Annotated in this window: 13 protein-coding genes and 1 tRNA gene; 5 read left to right on the top strand and 9 right to left on the bottom strand. The window is 34.5% G+C overall.

Features of this window, described 5'->3' with window-relative positions:
* Positions 1-10 precede the first annotated feature (10 nt).
* The 5 genes from ACJJVI_RS06595 to rseP all read right to left on the bottom strand — a co-directional run bounded on the left by ACJJVI_RS06595 (position 11) and on the right by rseP (position 5976).
* Positions 11-2347 (bottom strand): penicillin-binding protein 1A, encoded by a 2337-nt coding sequence (locus ACJJVI_RS06595; protein WP_405351104.1) that lies wholly within the window; start codon positions 2345-2347, stop codon positions 11-13.
* Positions 2334-2831, bottom strand: coding sequence for a gliding motility lipoprotein GldH (locus ACJJVI_RS06590; RefSeq protein ID WP_405351102.1), 498 nt, complete (start codon positions 2829-2831; stop codon positions 2334-2336). The genes ACJJVI_RS06595 and ACJJVI_RS06590 overlap by 14 nt, the downstream gene beginning before the upstream one ends.
* Positions 2831-4252, bottom strand: coding sequence for a stage 0 sporulation family protein (locus ACJJVI_RS06585; protein WP_405351100.1), 1422 nt, complete (start codon positions 4250-4252; stop codon positions 2831-2833). The genes ACJJVI_RS06590 and ACJJVI_RS06585 overlap by 1 nt, the downstream gene beginning before the upstream one ends.
* 202 nt (positions 4253-4454) lie before the next feature.
* Positions 4455-4528: transfer RNA gene (locus ACJJVI_RS06580), tRNA-Asn, on the bottom strand.
* A 101-nt stretch (positions 4529-4629) separates the two neighbouring features.
* Entirely contained in the window at positions 4630-5976 is a 1347-nt protein-coding gene (rseP, locus tag ACJJVI_RS06575) for an RIP metalloprotease RseP (RefSeq protein ID WP_405351098.1), read from the bottom strand.
* Positions 5977-6279: 303 nt separating this feature from the next.
* On the opposite strand from rseP, the gene ACJJVI_RS06570 reads away from it, so the two are divergent.
* Positions 6280-6957 (top strand): SCO family protein, encoded by a 678-nt coding sequence (locus ACJJVI_RS06570; protein WP_036582934.1) that lies wholly within the window; start codon positions 6280-6282, stop codon positions 6955-6957.
* On the opposite strand, the gene ACJJVI_RS06565 is transcribed toward ACJJVI_RS06570, so the two are convergent.
* Positions 6958-7791, bottom strand: a complete 834-nt coding sequence (locus tag ACJJVI_RS06565; protein ID WP_042245412.1) for a dolichyl-phosphate beta-glucosyltransferase — start codon at positions 7789-7791, stop codon at positions 6958-6960.
* Positions 7792-7967: 176 nt separating this feature from the next.
* Here ACJJVI_RS06565 and ACJJVI_RS06560 point away from each other — a divergent pair, with 176 nt between their 5' ends.
* Genes ACJJVI_RS06560 through ACJJVI_RS06550 form a run of 3 tightly spaced genes read left to right on the top strand, consistent with a single transcriptional unit; the run spans position 7968 to position 13767 of the window.
* Complete coding sequence (locus ACJJVI_RS06560) at positions 7968-11051, top strand: hypothetical protein (RefSeq protein WP_405351096.1); 3084 nt, start codon at positions 7968-7970, stop codon at positions 11049-11051.
* 32 nt (positions 11052-11083) lie between these two features.
* Positions 11084-12256: a hypothetical protein gene (locus ACJJVI_RS06555; RefSeq protein WP_405351094.1), complete on the top strand. Its 1173-nt coding sequence runs from the start codon at positions 11084-11086 to the stop codon at positions 12254-12256.
* Positions 12253-13767 (top strand): cellulase family glycosylhydrolase, encoded by a 1515-nt coding sequence (locus ACJJVI_RS06550; protein ID WP_405351093.1) that lies wholly within the window; start codon positions 12253-12255, stop codon positions 13765-13767. The genes ACJJVI_RS06555 and ACJJVI_RS06550 overlap by 4 nt, the downstream gene beginning before the upstream one ends.
* On the opposite strand, the gene ACJJVI_RS06545 is transcribed toward ACJJVI_RS06550, so the two are convergent.
* The 3 genes from ACJJVI_RS06545 to ACJJVI_RS06535 form a co-directional block, all read right to left on the bottom strand.
* Positions 13754-14965, bottom strand: coding sequence for a glycosyltransferase (locus ACJJVI_RS06545; RefSeq protein ID WP_036582946.1), 1212 nt, complete (start codon positions 14963-14965; stop codon positions 13754-13756). The two genes, ACJJVI_RS06550 and ACJJVI_RS06545, sit on opposite strands and share 14 nt — an antisense overlap.
* Positions 14966-15080: 115 nt before the next feature.
* Positions 15081-16319: an oligosaccharide flippase family protein gene (locus ACJJVI_RS06540; RefSeq protein WP_036582948.1), complete on the bottom strand. Its 1239-nt coding sequence runs from the start codon at positions 16317-16319 to the stop codon at positions 15081-15083.
* A 21-nt stretch (positions 16320-16340) separates the two neighbouring features.
* Positions 16341-16619 carry an STAS domain-containing protein gene (locus tag ACJJVI_RS06535; RefSeq protein ID WP_042245409.1) on the bottom strand — a complete coding sequence of 93 codons (279 nt, stop codon included), beginning with the start codon at positions 16617-16619 and terminating at the stop codon, positions 16341-16343.
* A 123-nt stretch (positions 16620-16742) separates the two neighbouring features.
* Here ACJJVI_RS06535 and ACJJVI_RS06530 point away from each other — a divergent pair, with 123 nt between their 5' ends.
* Positions 16743-18845 (top strand): tetratricopeptide repeat protein, encoded by a 2103-nt coding sequence (locus tag ACJJVI_RS06530; RefSeq protein WP_405351090.1) that lies wholly within the window; start codon positions 16743-16745, stop codon positions 18843-18845.
* Positions 18846-18853: the final 8 nt, after the last annotated feature.

Here is an 18853-nt window from a genome sequence, read left to right as displayed (position 1 = left end):
CAGTTACTATTTACATTCCTAATTCATCTCCAGCGTCATCTTCATCTTCTAAACCTTCATCGCCATTTTTATATTCATCACAGTCTACTATAATAGATAAATTTTCTGGTTCATTGAAATTTGCTTTTGATATGTCCAGATTCTCATCTGCATAAACAGCTTTCATGTAAGAACCCCATATAGGTAATGCCATAGTCGCTCCTTGACCATAACGAGTGCTAGAAAAATGAACAGAACGATCTTCTCCACCTACCCATACACCAGACACTAAATTAGGAACAATACCCATAAACCATCCATCAGAGTTATTTTGAGTTGTCCCAGTCTTACCAGCTATTTCATTTTTAAAATCATAAGGATAACCTGTCACAACACTCTTATAGAATTTATTATTTTTTGCCCAACTACCTCTCAGGCGACTACCACTACCCGATTGTGTAACACCTTGCATTAACTTAAGTGTCGTATAAGCAGTTTCTGGATTCATTACATCCCGTGTTTCTGGAACATACTGAAAAAGTACTGTACCATTTTTATCCTGTATGCTAGTAACAAGTACAGGCGTATTATAGATACCTTCATTTGCAAAAACGCCATATGCGCCTACCATCTCAAATAGACTTACATCTGCAGTACCCAATGCTAGTGACGGCACTGGCGCCATATCTTTAGTATTTACACCTAGGCGACCTGCAAGATCTATAACTGGCTGTGGTCCTACATCATCCATCAATCGTGCAGATATTGTATTTACAGAATGAGCTAAAGCATCTTTTAAAGTTCTGATTTTACCATACTTCCCATCGGAGTTACTAGGTGTCCAGTCCTTTGTGTTTCCGTGTTTACCTGCTGGTATCGTATATTCTCCATCTGGTAATTCTTTACAAGGAGAATACTTCAATAAATCTATCGCAGTCGCATACAAGAAAGGCTTAAAGGTTGAACCAGCCTGACGTACTCCTTTTTTAACATGATCAAATTTAAAATGCTTATGATTAATACCACCTACCCAAGCTTTTACATAACCTGTTTGTGGTTCCATAGACATCATACCGACTTGTAAGAATTTCTTATAGTAGAAAATTGAATCACGTGGTGTCATTACTGTGTCACGCTCGCGACCAGGAGCCTGCCAGTCAAAGACAGTCATCTCTGTTTCTTTATCAAAACTAGCAAGAATCTCTTTTTCTGACTTACCTTCTTTCTTCATTAACTTCCATCGTTCAGAAACCTTAATGGCACGATTAATTGAAGACTCTACTTGCTTTGCTGTGATGTCTCTAAAAGGAGCCGTTTTCAATTTCTCGTTTTGGGAATCAAACTCAAGCTGTAGGTTTGCCATATGTGCTACCATAGCGTCTTCTGCATATTCTTGCATGCGACTATCGATAGTTACATTGATTTTTAATCCATCATTATAGAGGTTATAATTCTCTCCAGTCTCTGGATTAGTATTACTAGCTGCCCAATCCTTTAACCAGTCTCTTAAGTACTCACGGAAATAAGTCCCCATACCGTCGTTGTGACCTTCTGGAGAGAAGTTTAATTTAATAGGTTGTTCTCTAAGGCTGTCTTTAGTAGCCTCAGTCATTTTTCCATTGCGCACCATTTGAACAAAAACCTGATTACGACGACCTAATGATTTTTCTTTAGATATTTCTCTATAAGGATTGTATTGTCTAGGGTTTTTGAGCATGGCTACAAAAACCGCACTTTCTTCTACAGTTAATTCCTTAGGCTCTTTACCGAAATAAATGTTAGAGGCTGATCGTATACCTATGGCTTGCTTTAAAAAATCAAACTGATTTAAATACTGCGTGATTATCTCTTCTTTAGTATACTGTTTTTCAAGACGTGTAGCGATAATCCATTCCCGGATTTTCTGAATTCCACGTTCAATTTTATTACTACTGCGCTGCTCAGTAAAATACAGTTTTGCGAGCTGTTGCGTGATGGTACTTGCACCACCTTTCTGTCCTAAAAAGGCAAATGCTCTAGCGGTACCATATCCATCAATACCACTATGATCCCAGAAGCGCTCATCTTCTGTAGAGACTAATGCATCGATAAGATTTTGTGGTAAGTCGTCGTATTTTACTGGTTTACGATTATCTGTATAGAAGCTACCTAGCGTTTTACCATCTGCCGTAACGATTTCTGTTGCCAGTTCAGATTGTGGGTTTTCTAATATGGTGTGATCTGGTAAAGAACCGAAGATTCCCCAGGCGGTAAGTAAAAACAATAGAATTACCATTCCTATACCTACAAATACTAGTTTCCAGAATAGTTTAACATTCTTCTTAGTCTCTTGCTCTTTTTGAGCTTTTTGTGCTTTAGTTGCTGCCATGTTGCACTTGTTTTTCTATACTATAACCTATATCGAGTACTCCTTTTAACTGAGCAATACCGTCTACAGAACCATTTTTTCTCATTGCATGACGTAAGGTGAGAAGATATGTTCCGCTTTCGCGAAAGCGTACTCCTTCCTTATACCATAATTTATTTTCATAAACATCACTATAGCCTGTGCCTAGGAACTGCCCTTGCGGTGTGGCCATGTCGTACTCTAATGTGTCTGTAACGATTTTTCCTTGTGGAAATTTCATTTCAGCTATTAAATACAAATTGCTATATGCATAATCGTGATTATTTCTCAAATTAAGAAACATATCATATGTGTTAACCGTATCTATAGACTCAATTTTAAAAACAGGCGCTTCTGTAAGACTCCATTGAGCGTCACTAAAAGCTACCGATTGCGTTTTTACAATATTGTGATCGCAAGATATTAAGGTTATACAGCTTAAAATTAAAAGTAAAGTGATTCTCATTACTCGCTTTTCTTTGGTGGTCTATTGCGATTATTAGGTCTTTTTTTGCGCGGTTTATTAGCAGTACCGTCACTTGCTGGTTTAGGTTTTGCTTGCTTATTGTCAGCCCCATTTTTGGGCTTATTTTGATTTGCCGGCTTTCTTCTAGGCTTAGGCTTTGGTTTTTGACCTTTTGACTCTGGTTTTGCATCTTTAGAATGAGATGCCTTAGACGGTGTCTGTTTACTTTGAGAAGTTTTTTTGTTATTACTCTGAGTATTTTTTTGATTAGCACCAGCTGGTCTAGGACCGCGATTATTACGACGCTTTTTGCGTTTTTTATTTTTAGTGGTGGTTTGATCAAAACGAGTTAAACTATCCTGACCTACTACATTCTCAAAATTAACCTCTTCAATGACAACATGCTCTGCTGCATATTCTTCTATACTAGCTACTTTTTCTTTGGCCTTATTTTTAGAAACAATTTCATGTACTTGTGTTGTAGTTAATGTATGCCAGTTCATCCATTCTCCTTCATAACAATACCACATCAGTCCTTTAAAAATATCTATTTTCTGACAGACAGCAGTTCCTTTTTCAGTGTATAATTTCTGGTTTTGTTTGGGAAAGTCTTTAAGTGCGTCCATGTATGAATCTAATTCATAATTTAAACAACACTTCAATTTCCCACATTGTCCAGCAAGTTTTTGTGGATTTAAAGATAGATTTTGATAACGTGCAGCACTAGTAGTTACTGAACGGAAATCTGTTAACCAAGTTGAACAACATAGCTCGCGACCACAAGACCCGATACCACCTAATCTAGCGGCTTCTTGACGCAAACCTATCTGACGCATTTCAATACGCGTCTTAAACTCTGTAGCGTATTCCCTGATTAGTTGACGGAAATCAACGCGTTCCTCTGCCGTGTAATAAAAAGTAGCTTTAGACCCATCTCCCTGAAATTCTATGTCAGAAATCTTCATTTGAAGGTTTAAACGTATTGCTATCTCACGAGCACGCACCTTCATAGGCTCTTCTCTTTCTCGAGCTGCTTTCCATTTATCTACATCTGTCTGTGATGCAATACGATATACTTTAGGTATATCATCTGTTTCATAACGTATCTTCTTTTTCTTCAACTGTACACGTACTAACTCACCAGTAAGTGTAACTATACCTATGTCGTGACCTGTCTCAGTTTGTGTGGCAACGATGTCACCTATTTTTAATTGTAAATTTTCAGAATTAACAAAATATTCTTTACGGCTATTTTTAAACCTTACTTCTACATAATTAAAAGGTGCCTGACCGTCTGGCAATTCCATATTTGCTAACCAGTCAAAAACCGTTAACTTATTACATCCACTAGTACCACAAGTACCATGATTTTTACAACCGCCTGGAGTTCCTCCACCGGTTCCACAACTATTACAGCTCATTAATCCTACGTATATATATTGAAATCCAAGCGATTAACTCACTGGATTGAATCATTGTTATTAAACGTAAATATAGGGAAATAAGTATAGGGAAATAAGCTGCTTTTAAGGAAGTGATTTAATGACATCGTGTAAAAGTATCAAACTCTAATGGTTAACTATACAACATAAAAAAAGCCGCTCATTGCTGAACGGCTTTTTGCTCCTCTTCTTGGGCTCGAACCAAGGACCCTCTGATTAACAGTCAGATGCTCTAACCAACTGAGCTAAAGAGGAATGTGATATACACAACACTAAAGCTATTTCCTTTAGCGAGCGCAAATATAAAACGTTTTTTTATTTGCCGCCAAGTTTTTTAGCGAATAATTGAAAATACTTTAAAAGAAATTTTCAGAAATCGCCTTATACAGGTCATTTCCATTTGCATAGAGCATTAAAGCGAGTAAAATAAATATCCCTATTAATTGTGCACGCTCTAAAAATTTATCTCCTGGCTTGCGCCCAGTGATCATCTCATACAGTAAAAACATCACATGTCCACCATCTAAAGCTGGTATAGGTAAAATATTCATTATAGCAAGTACAAAAGAAATCCATGCCGTACGTTCCCAAAATTTACGCCAGTCCCAAGTATCTGGATACAATTTTGCAATAGTTCCAAAACCACCTAGTTGACTAGCTCCTTTTTTAGTGAAAACGTATTTAAATTGTTTTACATAATCCTGCATGGTCCAGTATCCATGAGAAATCCCTTTATTAATACTTTCTCCAAAACTATAATCCAGTTGGGTTGCACTCGCATAATCAACCGTAGGCTTTTTTCTGAAGCCTATTATACGTCTCTTATTATTTATAAAATCGATAGTTTTAGTTTGTACCATTCCATTTTCATTCTGAATTTTTAATTCAAATGGAGTACTGTCATTAACTACATGATTGATTGCATAGGTATAGTCTGTATTATAAGAAATAGGATAACCTGCCATCTCTACGATAGTCATACCTTCTTTAAGACCTATAGAGTCTGCAATGGTACCAGGCTCAACATCACCTACCTCAAATGGGAATCTAGCCTCTAACGGCCCCATGATGTCTGCATAAAAAACACGTTTACCGATATCTTCTGGTATACCTATATTTACTGGACTTCCATCTCTGATAACGGTGACTGTCTCTACGTCTCTAAAAACAAGTCTATTCACAAGATTATCTGCGATTTGTAAAGTATCACCATCAACTAGCAGTACTTGATCTCCATTCTTAAAACCTATTTCTTGTAATACAGGTGGCATTCCAAAACCAAACTTATAATCTGTTCCCGTTGCTTGCTGTCCACCATAAGTGAAAAAAATCATGATATAAATAAAAAACCCTACAACCACGTTAACAACGACGCCACCCAGCATTATAATTAATCGTTGCCATGCTGGCTTTGAACGGAATTCCCAAGGCTTAGGCTCTTCGGCCATTTGCTCTTTATCCATACTCTCATCGATCATTCCCGCTATTTTTACATAACCACCTAATGGTAACCATCCAATACCGTATTCAGTCTCGCCTATTTTTTTCTTAAACAAAGAGTATTTAATATCAAAAAACAAAAAGAATTTCTCAACTCTCGTTTTAAATAGACGTGCCGGAATAAAATGTCCTAACTCGTGTAAAACGATAAGTAATGAAAGACTCAGTAAAAAATTTATGGCTATTACCAGATATGGATGCATTGCTGTTCTAATTTAACGAGCGCAAAAATAGGCCTTTGCACTCATTTTACACAATCTATAAGGTTAATTGGTAAAGCAATTGCAGCGTTCAACATATAAGTAATACTGTTGTTGTGAATAACTACTGAGTAGGAAAGGTTGTGATTTTTTGAGAATACGCTTTCGCGAAAGCGAGAACTAAAACACCTTAACTTTAAAAAAGCTTTATAAATAATGTAATAATTTTTAAGCCTTTACGAAAGTGTCCGACAAAGACTAGAACAGCTCACAATTAGGTCGTAATTTTGTAAAAAAGTATTACTAATGCTTGAATTTCTGAATAAAAATAAATGGCGAGCACTATTCATGCTCGTATTGAGTACGGTTATTTTTCTGGCTATCCAGCATGCCTTGACTCCTAAAAAAACACTTGCAATATTACAACCAGACCAGTTTGACCCAACGCTGGTAGACGACAGCATGCTTTTTGTGAAAAAATATCATAAAGTCGCTCCATTTAAGTTGATTAATCAAAATGGTGACACGATTACAGAAGAAAATTATAAGAACAAAATCTATGTAGCAGATTTCTTTTTTACCACTTGCCCGACCATTTGCCCTACCATGACTAAAAACATGACCGTATTGCAAGAAGAGTTTAAAGATGATGAAGAGGTCGTTTTTCTTTCACATAGTGTAACGCCTGAGTATGACACTCCTGCTATTTTAAAAGCCTATGCAATTGAAAAAGGAGTACTGGATTATAAATGGAATCTTGTAACTGGTGAAAAAGAACAAATTTATAATCTAGCACGCAAATCTTATCTAGCCGTAAAGGACGCTCCTTATGGTGGTAAGTATGACATGGTACATACCGAGAACTTTTTATTAGTAGACAAAGAAGGTAGACTGCGCAGCCGCTCTTATGATGGCACTAAAATGGAAGAAATTGAAGCTCTCATTGAGGATATATACATTCTTAAAGCTAGTTATGAGGAGTAATTATGCTGCCATACGACCTTCCCAATTTACGTCTCCTGCATATACTTCAAAACCATCATTGACTGCTAATTGAAATTGTGGTGCTGTAGCTGCAAATTGTGCGGTTAAATTATAAGAATACCAGATACTCATTAACATTAACGGGATTTGAATTGCGTCTTTGAATCCTAATTTTGAATCATCCATATGTACCCATCTTTCTAATGGCTGCTCATACATTTTATTCATAATTGCTTTTCTACCAAAATGCTTCTTCATTCTCAAGAAAATCTCTACATCAAACAACCATCTCGTTAAAAACTGCTTATCATATGCTAGTGGAATGATGTCTCTCTTAAACACTTTTGCTCCACATTGCGTATCCTCAATAGGTAATCCTAAAATCATGAAAATGAATAGTTTTACGATTTGAGAAAATAGTTTTCTCAATACGTTACGCTCTATCTGACCTTCACCTTTACCTCTAGATCCATATACCATTGTTAACTCATCATTATTGTGAAGAGTATCTACCAACTTTTTAAAATCTTTAAAGTCGGTAGATAAATCTGCATCGATAAAGCCTATGTAATCGATATCTTCACGATTAAATAAGTATCTAGCACCAGATCTTACCGCTGCCGCTTTACCTGCATTTTTTTTCACATCCACAATACTTACTCTATTAGGAGTTTCTCTTTGCATTGTATTTAATACGTCTAGAGTATTATCTTTACTTCCATCATTTACAAAACATAAATGATAGTCTTCATGAGATTGAATAAAGGCGTTAAACGCAGCTGTATCTATTCTTTTTTCTTCGTTGTAGCAAGGGATGATTATTCCAGTTTTCATAATAATTGATGTTTAATTATGACCCAAAATTACTTGTAGAAGAGGCCTTAAATCGGCTGTTTTCGTTAGGTACGAAAGAAGTGTAGACGAATAGTAATTTACTGTAGTTCAATGCCAGTGAACGGATGCTGCGGTTGTCATATCTTTATCACATCATTAATTGAGTAATATTGAAATTGAAAAAAACCACTAATAAACTTTTAATAGCAGCCTTATTTATAGGGATTGCTTTTCATGGTAGTGCTATATTTTTCACATTAGAGACCACCTATGATGCTTTAATACATTTGTTCTTTGCAGAACATTATGCGACCAGCTGGTTTGAACCATGGAATTATAAATGGTATACCGGCTTTACAGTGATGAGCTATCCACCGCTAGTACATCAATGTATAGGATTACTAAGCTATGTAGGTGGATTAAAGTTTGGAATGTTTACCGTTGCTATTATTGCCATCATACTTTTTATTACTGGAGTTTATCGATTTTCTTTACTCATAACCTCTAGTAGAACGGCTGCTGGGTATGCAGCATTACTAGCGGTATTCTCATCTTCATTTGTAGAGACGCTTCACATATTTGGTCAATTACCTAGTATAATTGGGATTTCTATTTTAATGCATTCTTTGCCTGAAATATACTTATGGCTCAAAACAGGTAGTTATAGATATTACTTTACCTCACTTTCTCTTATCGCTGTAACAGTAACTTCACATCATGTCACTCCTATATTTGGGATGGTATTTTTTATTTTCCCACTAATAGGTATGGTTATTATGGACCATGCTAGAGAACAAGTTGATTCTATTAAGGAGATTACCTTTAGCGTTTTTTTAAAAAGCTTCTTAAAACTCTTTAAACGTATAGTAGGATTTGGGATGTCATCTCTAGTCATTATTATAGGATGTATTTTACCTTATTGGATTAATACCAAGAATAACCCTATAACTCAAGTTCCTATACCACACGGCTCTAGAGATAATTTTTTAGAAGTCACTTCATCGGGATTAGTGTTCTTCTTAATCCCTTGGGGTATTCTATTAATTATCTTGCCTTATATATTTTATAGGTATTATAGTAAACGATATTTGTTTTTTGGCCTATCGATAACTATACTCACTGTGCTAGGTACTGGAGGAACCACACCTATTCCTAAGATGTTTTTAGGTGAAAATGCCTTTAATATTCTAACCCTAGATCGCTTTACATTATGGGCTTCTATAATGTCTTTACCTATGTTAGGTGAGTTTGCCTATCGTTTTATTCAAGGAGATATTAAGATTTTAATACAAGAAAAAATAGGTGCCGTTTATCATAGACTCGCTGGCGCTGTTCTGGCTGGTCTATTTATTTTTATGACCATCTTTACAATGACCTTGGGTTATTTTAGGCCATCGCAACCAGCAAAAATAAAAATGCTTCCTATTGTTAATTTCTTAAGTCAGGACCAGCATGATCACTGGCGATACTTAACACTAGGATTTGGAGATCAAATGGCGTGGCTCGCAGCACAAACTAAGGCATTGAGTGTAGATGGTAACTACCACTCTGCTAGAAGGCTACCAGAACTAACAACTAGACCTATAGAAAGACTAGAAAACTCAAAATTTAAAGGTGTTGAAGGCATAGGTTCGTTACAGCAATTTTTAACCGTTCCAGAAAAATATAATCTCAAATACATTTTTTCAAATGATAAGTTCTATGATCCCATGCTATATTTCTGTGGCTGGCAGCGACTAGAACAATTAGAAAATGGAATCATGGTATGGGAAAAAATGAACGTCCCACCATTATCTAACATCTTGCCGCTAGTTGATGTAGCACAGTGGCAAAAAATATTATGGGGAACTATACCTATACTTACCATTTTAGTAGCGTTTATTTTAAATATTCAGCTCTTAATTACTAGGATGCTTAAATATAAAGAAACAGCACCGGCAGCATATCTTAAAATTCCAGATCCATACACGCCATTTAAAAGTAATCTACTCCACGTCATTCATGCCTGGTCATTATTACTATTAATCATTACTTGTTATGGAATGTATATTTTTTATCTTAAAAATAATACGCAACACAGTCCAGATAATGTAGTACTTGCTTATTACGATGCCATAGATTTTAAAGAATTTGAAAAAGCTCATAGCTTCATTAATCCTGAAAGCGATCTTCCTTTAGACCAGTACATGTTACAAATATCTGTAACAGATGGCCTATTAAGCTCTTATGCAAAGCTAGACAACATAGAAACTATCACATTAAAATCAACAGAAAATACTGTAAGTCTTAAAGTAGACACAGAATGGATTACACCACTTGAAAAAGTAGAGAAAACAGATTATCTTACTGCTATAAAACATAATGGTAAATGGTATGTTGAACCAGAAGAAGTTGAAACCGACCTACCACCTGACCAGCTTTTTACAGAAAATAAAACAGTGTTTTTTAATCAAGGTAGAAGACGCATCAGCACAGAGCAAACTTATCATGAAGATATTCTGAAACAACCATCTTTAGAAATCTTAAACGCACGACTAGTAGAGTTTAATCATCATTATTATATCATAGGAGAAGTTCAAAATATCGATACCGTTCCGGCAGACGTAGTATTAAATGGCTCTCTTTATGATAATCAAAACAACCTATTAGCCAGCCATAATGCAAAATTTGTGGTAAAACATAAGTTAATGCCTAAAGAAATAAGTAGTTTTAAAATCAATTTTGAAGGTATAGCATGGACCAGTATTAACGATTCTATACCAAAATCTTTTGATCCCGATCAATATACACCTGTCGATTTTAAAAACAAACCTGCCATTTTCAATATTCAAGCAGCTGGGAATGTAGCAAACACAGACCTCTACAAAGGCCTATCGATTAGTGACCTTAATATAGATAACGGGAAAATAAAAGGACAACTATTCAATTCTGGTACACAAGAATTGACGATACCTCAACTTATCATTTCCTACTTTGACCAAAATAAAAATTTAGTTTGGGTAGATTATAATTTTGTAAAAGATGCAGTAAGACCACAACGCAAACAAAATTTTGAATTCAACCTGCTTACCGATGCAGAGATTAATGTGCTCAATAATGACATGAGCAACTGCTATGTAAATGGATTACCTAATCAAGACGTTGCAAAAAAAGTAGTCCCAACTAGAAATGCCACATTTAGTGCTTTTCAAAAAACGGACAACGCTCTTTATCCTTACATCAAATTAGAAACTAACGCTTATATAGGGAACCCGAAATAATGAGAATTAAAGCTACATCTCTGCTAATAATCATGCTGTTGATTTTATCAAACAGCATGATACAGGATGCCGTTACTCCAGAATTGGGTATATCACCTTTAAATCATAAGCTTACCTATACAGCAGGTCATAAAATCAACTTGAAGTTTAAGGGAAATAATACCAGTGCACATGACTTATTATTATCTTACAATCTAGGTAGTACAATAGTAAATCCGCAGATGAAAGGCAGCTTTGTTAATTATAAAATTCCTCAGTTTATAAGCAATATGTCTGGTATGGTTAAGTGGCAGTTAGGGAACACCACACAACGTGGCCGTTTTACCATCACACCTGTATCCCAAACTGTAAAAATGGAGACCTACATAGGTCCACCTAGCATCATAGCCGGTAATTCTGATTATAGTATGGCAGTTTCTATACCATTAGACTCACTAGATAATGTTCAAAAAGATGACACCGCAGTTTTATTCAATTATAATAAAGAAACTACTCGCACACAAAACCTATCCACAGTGGATAATCTAATCGCCTTCGATTATATATACAGCACAGAAAAGACAGGAAACATTTTATTTGCTGCAAACGTTGATGAACAGTTCAGTAAAGAATTTACGGTAGAAATTAAAGCCGGATTGCCAGTAGATTTTACGCTTTCGCGAAAGCGTAATCACCCATATGCAGACGGAAATCAACTAGTTACTTTTTATACTTCGATTCTCAAGGATCGTTATAACAATATCGCAAGTGATGGTACTTTAGTTACATTTTACATAACTAATAGTTCAGGTGCCGTGTTACAAACGACTGGAACAACCATTAAAGGCATCGCAACGGCTAGTATGATTCATCCTGAAAAGGCTGAAAAATGGTCTGTAACCGCAGCAGTTGCTGGTATAGCGAGTAGCGATACGATAACCATGGAATTTGAACAGGTGTTTGATAATTATGATATTCAACTTAATGATGGTAATAGAACCATTACCGTAGGACCCTTAAAAAGTTTTATGGGACAAATCATACCTGATGGTGTGACCGTAGAATTAAAGATTAAAGGTAAAAACATCAATGAGAATTACTTGAAACAATCTTATAATGGTCAGGTACAATTTAAATTAAACCCAGATTTGATACCGAACGGTATTTACAATATTGAAGTTATCACTGGTGGTATCTCACGCAAAATTAAAAATGTCAAACTGTGAATAGAACCAATAAAAACATATTGCGTGGTGGGCTTATTGCATTTTATATACTCATAATCGCCTTAATTACACTAGGTATAAGTAGTCTATACAGCTATCTGAATACTGGAGCAGATCGCAGTACAATGTTACATACCGAGCAAATACAAGAGCGGTATTATATTCCCATTATAGAATGGGACACTACAAGTATTAAAGGAAGGCCACTAGATGCTACCACCTTAAAGTCTATTGAAGAAGATTATTTAAATACATGGTACGTAAGAGCGAGAGCATTAAAAAATAATACACTTACTGGTATTGAAGATTATTATACCGCAAATGCTACTACAAAAGTGACTGAACTTATAAATTTCAACTTAAGTAATCAAATAACTGTAGCGATGACTTCTTTAGAGCATCATCCCAAGGTGGAATTTTTTAGTGAAGATGGCCAGTTAATCGTACTTACTGACACAAATGTACTCGAGCATGAACAACTTTATAAGGAAGGAGTCTTTTTAAATAAAACCAGCAGCTTAAACACTTACAAAATCATTTTACTGTTAGAAGATGGATACTGGCGCATCAGACAATTTGTAAAAGTATCTTCACAAGATAGACTTAAGGAACTTTCTTCAAACCCTTTAAATTTAAATTTAAAAGGCATCAATTATTATCCGAAAAGTTCACCTTGGGACACTTTTGGTACTCAGTTTAATAAAGACACTATAGCAACAGATTTTAAAATTATTAAGAACGCTGGTCTTAATAGTATTAGAATATTTGTAGGATATGAGGATTTTGGGAAAGAGCATGTTTCTGCAGACAAGCTTGAGAAGTTGCGTGTATTATTAGATCAAGCACAACTAGCAGATTTAAAGGTGTTAGTCACACTTTTTGACTTTTATGGCAACTATTCAGTAAGCGATTGGACTATGACACAACAGCATTTATTACAGATAGTACAAACGGTTAAGGATCATGATGCACTTCTAGGTTGGGATATAAAAAATGAACCTGACCTAGATTATAGCTCTAGAAATAAAGATGTTGTGGAATCGTGGCTAGAGCATATGATTTATAGAATCAAATTGATCGACGACGCGCATCCCATAACTATCGGATGGTCCAACACTTCCAGTGCAGCCGCTCTAGTTGATCAAGTAGATTTTGTCACCTTTCATTATTACGAGCCATTAAATGAGCTTGAAACTGCTCTAACTGAATTAAAAACAGTTACTGGTCTTAAAAAAATAGCCGTTACGGAGTATGGTGTAAGCTCTTACTCGGGCATATGGAACCTAATGGGATCAAGTGAAGAAGATCAAGCAAATTATCACAAAGAAGCCCAAGAACTACTCGATAAGAATAAACTTGCGTTCATGTCTTGGACTCTTTATGACTTTGAATCTGTACCAGAAAATGTTACAGGAACATATCCATGGCGTAGAAACCCACAAAAATTTTATGGATTTCTAGATTCCAGGGGAAAGAAAAAATCTTCTTTTAAATATATTAGCCAGCATTAAAAGACATCGCTGTTTTATTTTTACGTTGATTGATTTGCTCAAACGTAGTTAGGTACATTTCAGCTATTCTACTCATAGGATGAGATGTTGCTGCTTTAAAATTAGCTTTGGCTATAGCTATTCTATGAGCTTCATTAGTTAAGATTGCTTCTATTGAAAGCGCTAGGCTTTCAACACTTGTAGGATCAAAAAATTCACCTCTATAACCTTCATCTTGTGTCAGTAATGCAAGATCTCCTAAATCTGGCATTACAACAGCTTTACCATAACTACCTGCTTGATGTAAAACTCCTGAACTACCTGTTGTAGATGTATAAGGAAAAACAACTACTGCACTTTCGTTGAATAAAACCGGAACCTCAACTTCTTCTACATAACCAGTAAATCTCAATTGACTCACATTAGCATATTGTTTTTTCACTTGATCTAAATATCCTGGAACATTTGGATTATCCGTTCCTGCAATTACAATTTCTATATTAAGACTTGTTCTTTTTCTTACTAATTCAACAGCTTCAATCATTGATTCTACCTTTTTATAAGTACCGAATTTTCCGAAAGTCATTACCTGTAAAGGTCCATCTGGAATTGTATATGAAGGTTCTTCAGTAGCCACTTCAAAAGTTCCATGAGGTATGAGAACCACATTTTTTGCATTGTACTTTTTTTCTAAGATCTTCACATACTTATTCATCGTCACTGCAACGATATCTGCTTGTAAGATAAGCTTAGTCAGCATGGTTCCCACCATACCGTATAATGTCGTTAAAATTTTATTATTAGTAAATCCAGCACTTCCTAAATCTACTTCTTCTAGAATATTATGTAGTAAAACTATAGTTGGTATTTTTTTTATCTTACATATTAACGGAAGCATAAGACCTAAAGCTGCTGCCACTTTCTTATCTCCAAACTTCATGAATTGAAGATTAAAAAGAATATTATCAGGTTGAGTTTCATTAATTGCTGCAGTTACATTTTTGATATTCCAGTAACTATTAAATGACCAACATTCTTTTACAGATATCTTACAACCATTAGCCTCAAAACTTAAATCTTTAGCGTCTTCAGTTTTATCTGTAAGTAACACTATTTCTGTAATCTCTTCTTTCAATCTAAAGCTTTTAACTAAATGAAAAGCGTACTCATTTAAAGTTACTTTACTAGGTGGATATGCTGTTACAATGGCTAATTTCATGATTGTTGTTTTTAATTACAATGCAAATTTGGTAAATATTAAAGCTGTTTTAGAGATATTAAGATTGACCGTTATTAAGTGTAGATGAATGGCAATTATCTGTAGATAATTGGTTTTATGATTTTTTACTAGCGATAAAATATACAACCTGCATAATCATAAGAATAGTCATAGCTAATATTTGAACGAGCACTACTTGTTCCAAGTTTTTATGATAAAAGATGATAAGAACAACTTGTGCTAGTCCCATAACACCAGATATAATTACTGGCTTATATTTTCCTAAAGACAAGAAGTAATAAGAAAAGATATTTGCAATGGCAAATAAAGAGGTTGCTATAGCATACTTCCATAATAATGGTGCGATATCTGTATAAGCATTACCAAAAAGTATCTCTACTACTAGCTCAGGAAACAAAGCAGTACCTGCAATGATAAAAGCACATAATAAAGTGATATACCCTACGTATTTAAAAAGTAATGACTGAGTCTCTTTTCCTTCTTTTTGTAGTGTAATAACCTTAGGCAATAACAACATTACAAACATCCAGGCCATAAAATATACCACTCTTCCTATAAGGGCAAGTGAGGCATATAATCCAGCCTCTGTGTCCTCAAAATAATGCTTGACTAATAGTATGTCACTGTTGTTAATGATGATTTGCGTCAATTCATAGAAAAGAGTAACTAAGAAAAAACGTTTGATTTGTTTAGATAAATGATTATCGATGTTACCAGATGGTAACTGGATAATTGATGACATTTTAAAGGGAAATAATCCTAATATTAAAGATACCAGAATCCCAATGGCTACTATGAGAATAGGATCTATTTTTAAGACAAAAAGCAATAATAAAGTAAGACCTAATCTGACTAGCATTTCAGATTGATATGTAAGAGCTAGTCCTTTAAAATCATTCTTACCTTGTAGAAATCCACGATTCACACTCATTAAAAAATAAAAAGGAACTGCCACTCCAAAAATGACAAACATATTCTTACTTGTAGTGTGAAAAATTTCTTGTAATTGACCTGAAAATAAAATCAACATAAGACCTGCTATAATACCTACGAGGAGAGATGATTTTAGAATACTTTTCAAAAAAGAAGGTAGTTGTGTGTTTTCTAAAAGCACAGCATATTTTGCTGTTACTAGTTGAAAAGTCATCGCTAGAAAAGATAGAACTAGCAAAAAGGTTATTAAAATAGCAGCATCTGCAAATTGTGCTGGTCCTAACAATCTACCAAGAACCAAATTATAGATATAATTACCACCATTAACTACCAAAACGCTTAACATAAAAAGCTGCTCTGGGGATATTTTTTTTCTCGTCAATGAAGTAATAAATTGCATAACTGTATTTTAAAAGCTTGATTAAGCTATTGATCTAAATCTGTATTCATTATAAATATCTTTATATCCTTTACCAGAAATATAAATGTTTTTATCTGGACGTAAAGAATAAGACATTATAGTCATAAAAGCCGCTACTCCATTTTGATCTATTAATTGTAATCCATCGATATTGATATTAACTTCTGCTTCTTCATCTAGAAGAAAGTGAATATGGTTAATTAAGCAATTAGATGTAGTAGCATTTAAAACTCCTGATAATTGATATACTCCTTCTGTTTTTTTAATCGTAAGTGACATAACTTTATATTTAGATTGTTAGTTGATTTTAATTACATTGCAAATATGCCTCTGAACTTGAGGTCAAAACCGCATATTTCGTTTAGTAGCAATTAAGTGTAGACGAATGAATAATATCTTATGATGAAACCTTTTCAACCTTATTTACAAAAAGCGATTAAGAAGACTTATGTAGCCATCATCGTCTTATTGGCGGCACATTATGGATATAGTCAAAACATGAATGCAGGTTTTGAACTACTTGAAAAAGGTGATTTTAAACAGGCAAAAGTTTTTTTTAAAGACATTCTTAAAGATTATCCAGATAATAAAACAGCTCAATTATGTCTAGGAAGAGCTACGGGATTAAGTGGTAATCCCGATGAAGCGACGACCATATTTGAAGAACTTTTAAAACAATATCCGCAAGATTTTGAAATCAAATTAAACTATGCCGAATCGCTTTTATGGAACAAAAAGTATATTGCTGCAAAGTCTTATTATCAAGGTTTATTAAAAGAAAATGATCAAAGTTTTCCAGCGGTTTTGGGATATGCAAATACGTTATCTAACCTTAAAGAATATCCACAAGCTCAAGATTATATTAATAAAGCACTTGTAATTGATCCAGGAAATCCTAATGCATTAACATCAAAAAAATACATCAATCTAGGCTATTCAAATCAACTAGTACAAGCGCAATCTTATGAGTCTGCAACTCAATTATTAAAAGATAATTTAGAGTTTCTAGAATACGATACAGAAACGCTACAGGTTCTAGCAAACACCTACTTAATAGCTACACAAGTAGACAGTGCTTTAATCACCTATCAAAAAATTAATAAATCTCAAACAGATAGTATTTTATCATTAAATGGGATTTCTCTAGTACAACATTTAAAAGGCAAAGAAAAGACAGCATTGCAATACTCAAAAAAATCAATGTCTATTCTAAACACAACTACACCTAAAAACATTGAGCAGCAAACTATAGAGCGCAACATTCAAGCACTGATATGGAATGGCAAGTACAAAGAAGCAGAAGCTAAATTAAGTGATCAAATAGAACAATCAGGTCCAGAAAACTGGTTGCTAGCATTAAGAGCTACCTTAAATATTTATAAAAGTAATTTTAAGAAGAGTATTAATGATTATAATCAGATTCTTATGACAGACAGCACCTCATTTGATGGGAACTTGGGTAAGTCAAACGCTCAAAAAGCAATGGGGAATTATAAAGATGCTTATACATCTGCAAGTAAGACATTAGAAGTTTATAAGGACCAGAAAGATGCACTTCAATTTATTAAAAACCTAGATCAGCAATTTACACCAGTGGCGACGGTAAAACCTAGTTATAGCTTTGATAACGGAGACAACGAGGCTTACAATCTAGATGTTAACCTAACAGTTCCGTTAAATACAAAATTTGCGCTTTTAGGAAGCTATAATTATAGAGATACTTTTAATGACCAACTCTCTTCTCAAGCGACAACACAACTTTTTCAAATAGGTGCGGCTTATGAGTTTTTACCCAACATCAAGCTTAAAGGAATAGCTGGTATCAATAGCATTAATGCAGATAATAATAGCTATGAAGAATTAACAACTGATATCTCACTTCAAATTAAATCTATTAAACTACAATCCATAGATATTGGATTTAAGAGAAATGTAGAGAGTTTTAATACCGCATTATTAGAGCGCCAACTAGTGCAAAGCAATTATTACATCAATTATAACTTGAGTACTAATTTTAATCTAGGATGGTTCACTCAATATTTTTATACGTCTCAAAATGATGGTAATTCAAGGAACCTTTTGTTTACATCACTATATTATAAATTATTAAAAAAACCATCACTTAAAGCTGGATTGAACTATCAATATATCACGTTTGAGAATCAAGTTCCAACGGTATACTTTAGTCCTAGTAGATTTAATGCCATTGAAATTTTCTTTAACCTTAATAGAAGTATAGATAGCATCAAAAAAGATCAATGGTATTATGATTTAAGCGCTGCAACCGGTTACCAATTTATAGAGGACAACGGCAGACAATCTACCTATCGATTACAAGCATCCTTGGGCTATAAATTTTCAGATCGCACGGCGCTTGACATTTATGGACAGCAAAGTAATATTGCTTCTACAACAGCAGCTGGATTTACATTTACAGAGGTTGGTTTCAGATTTAAATGGTTGTTATCTAATAAACCTTTGTTTGAAACGATTAGAGTTAAATAAAAAAAGGG

The sequence above is a fragment of the Nonlabens sp. Asnod3-H03 genome (genome assembly GCF_045063665.1).
Classification (GTDB): Bacteria; Bacteroidota; Bacteroidia; order Flavobacteriales; family Flavobacteriaceae; genus Nonlabens; species Nonlabens ulvanivorans.
This window is presented reverse-complemented; position numbering and strand designations above follow the sequence as displayed.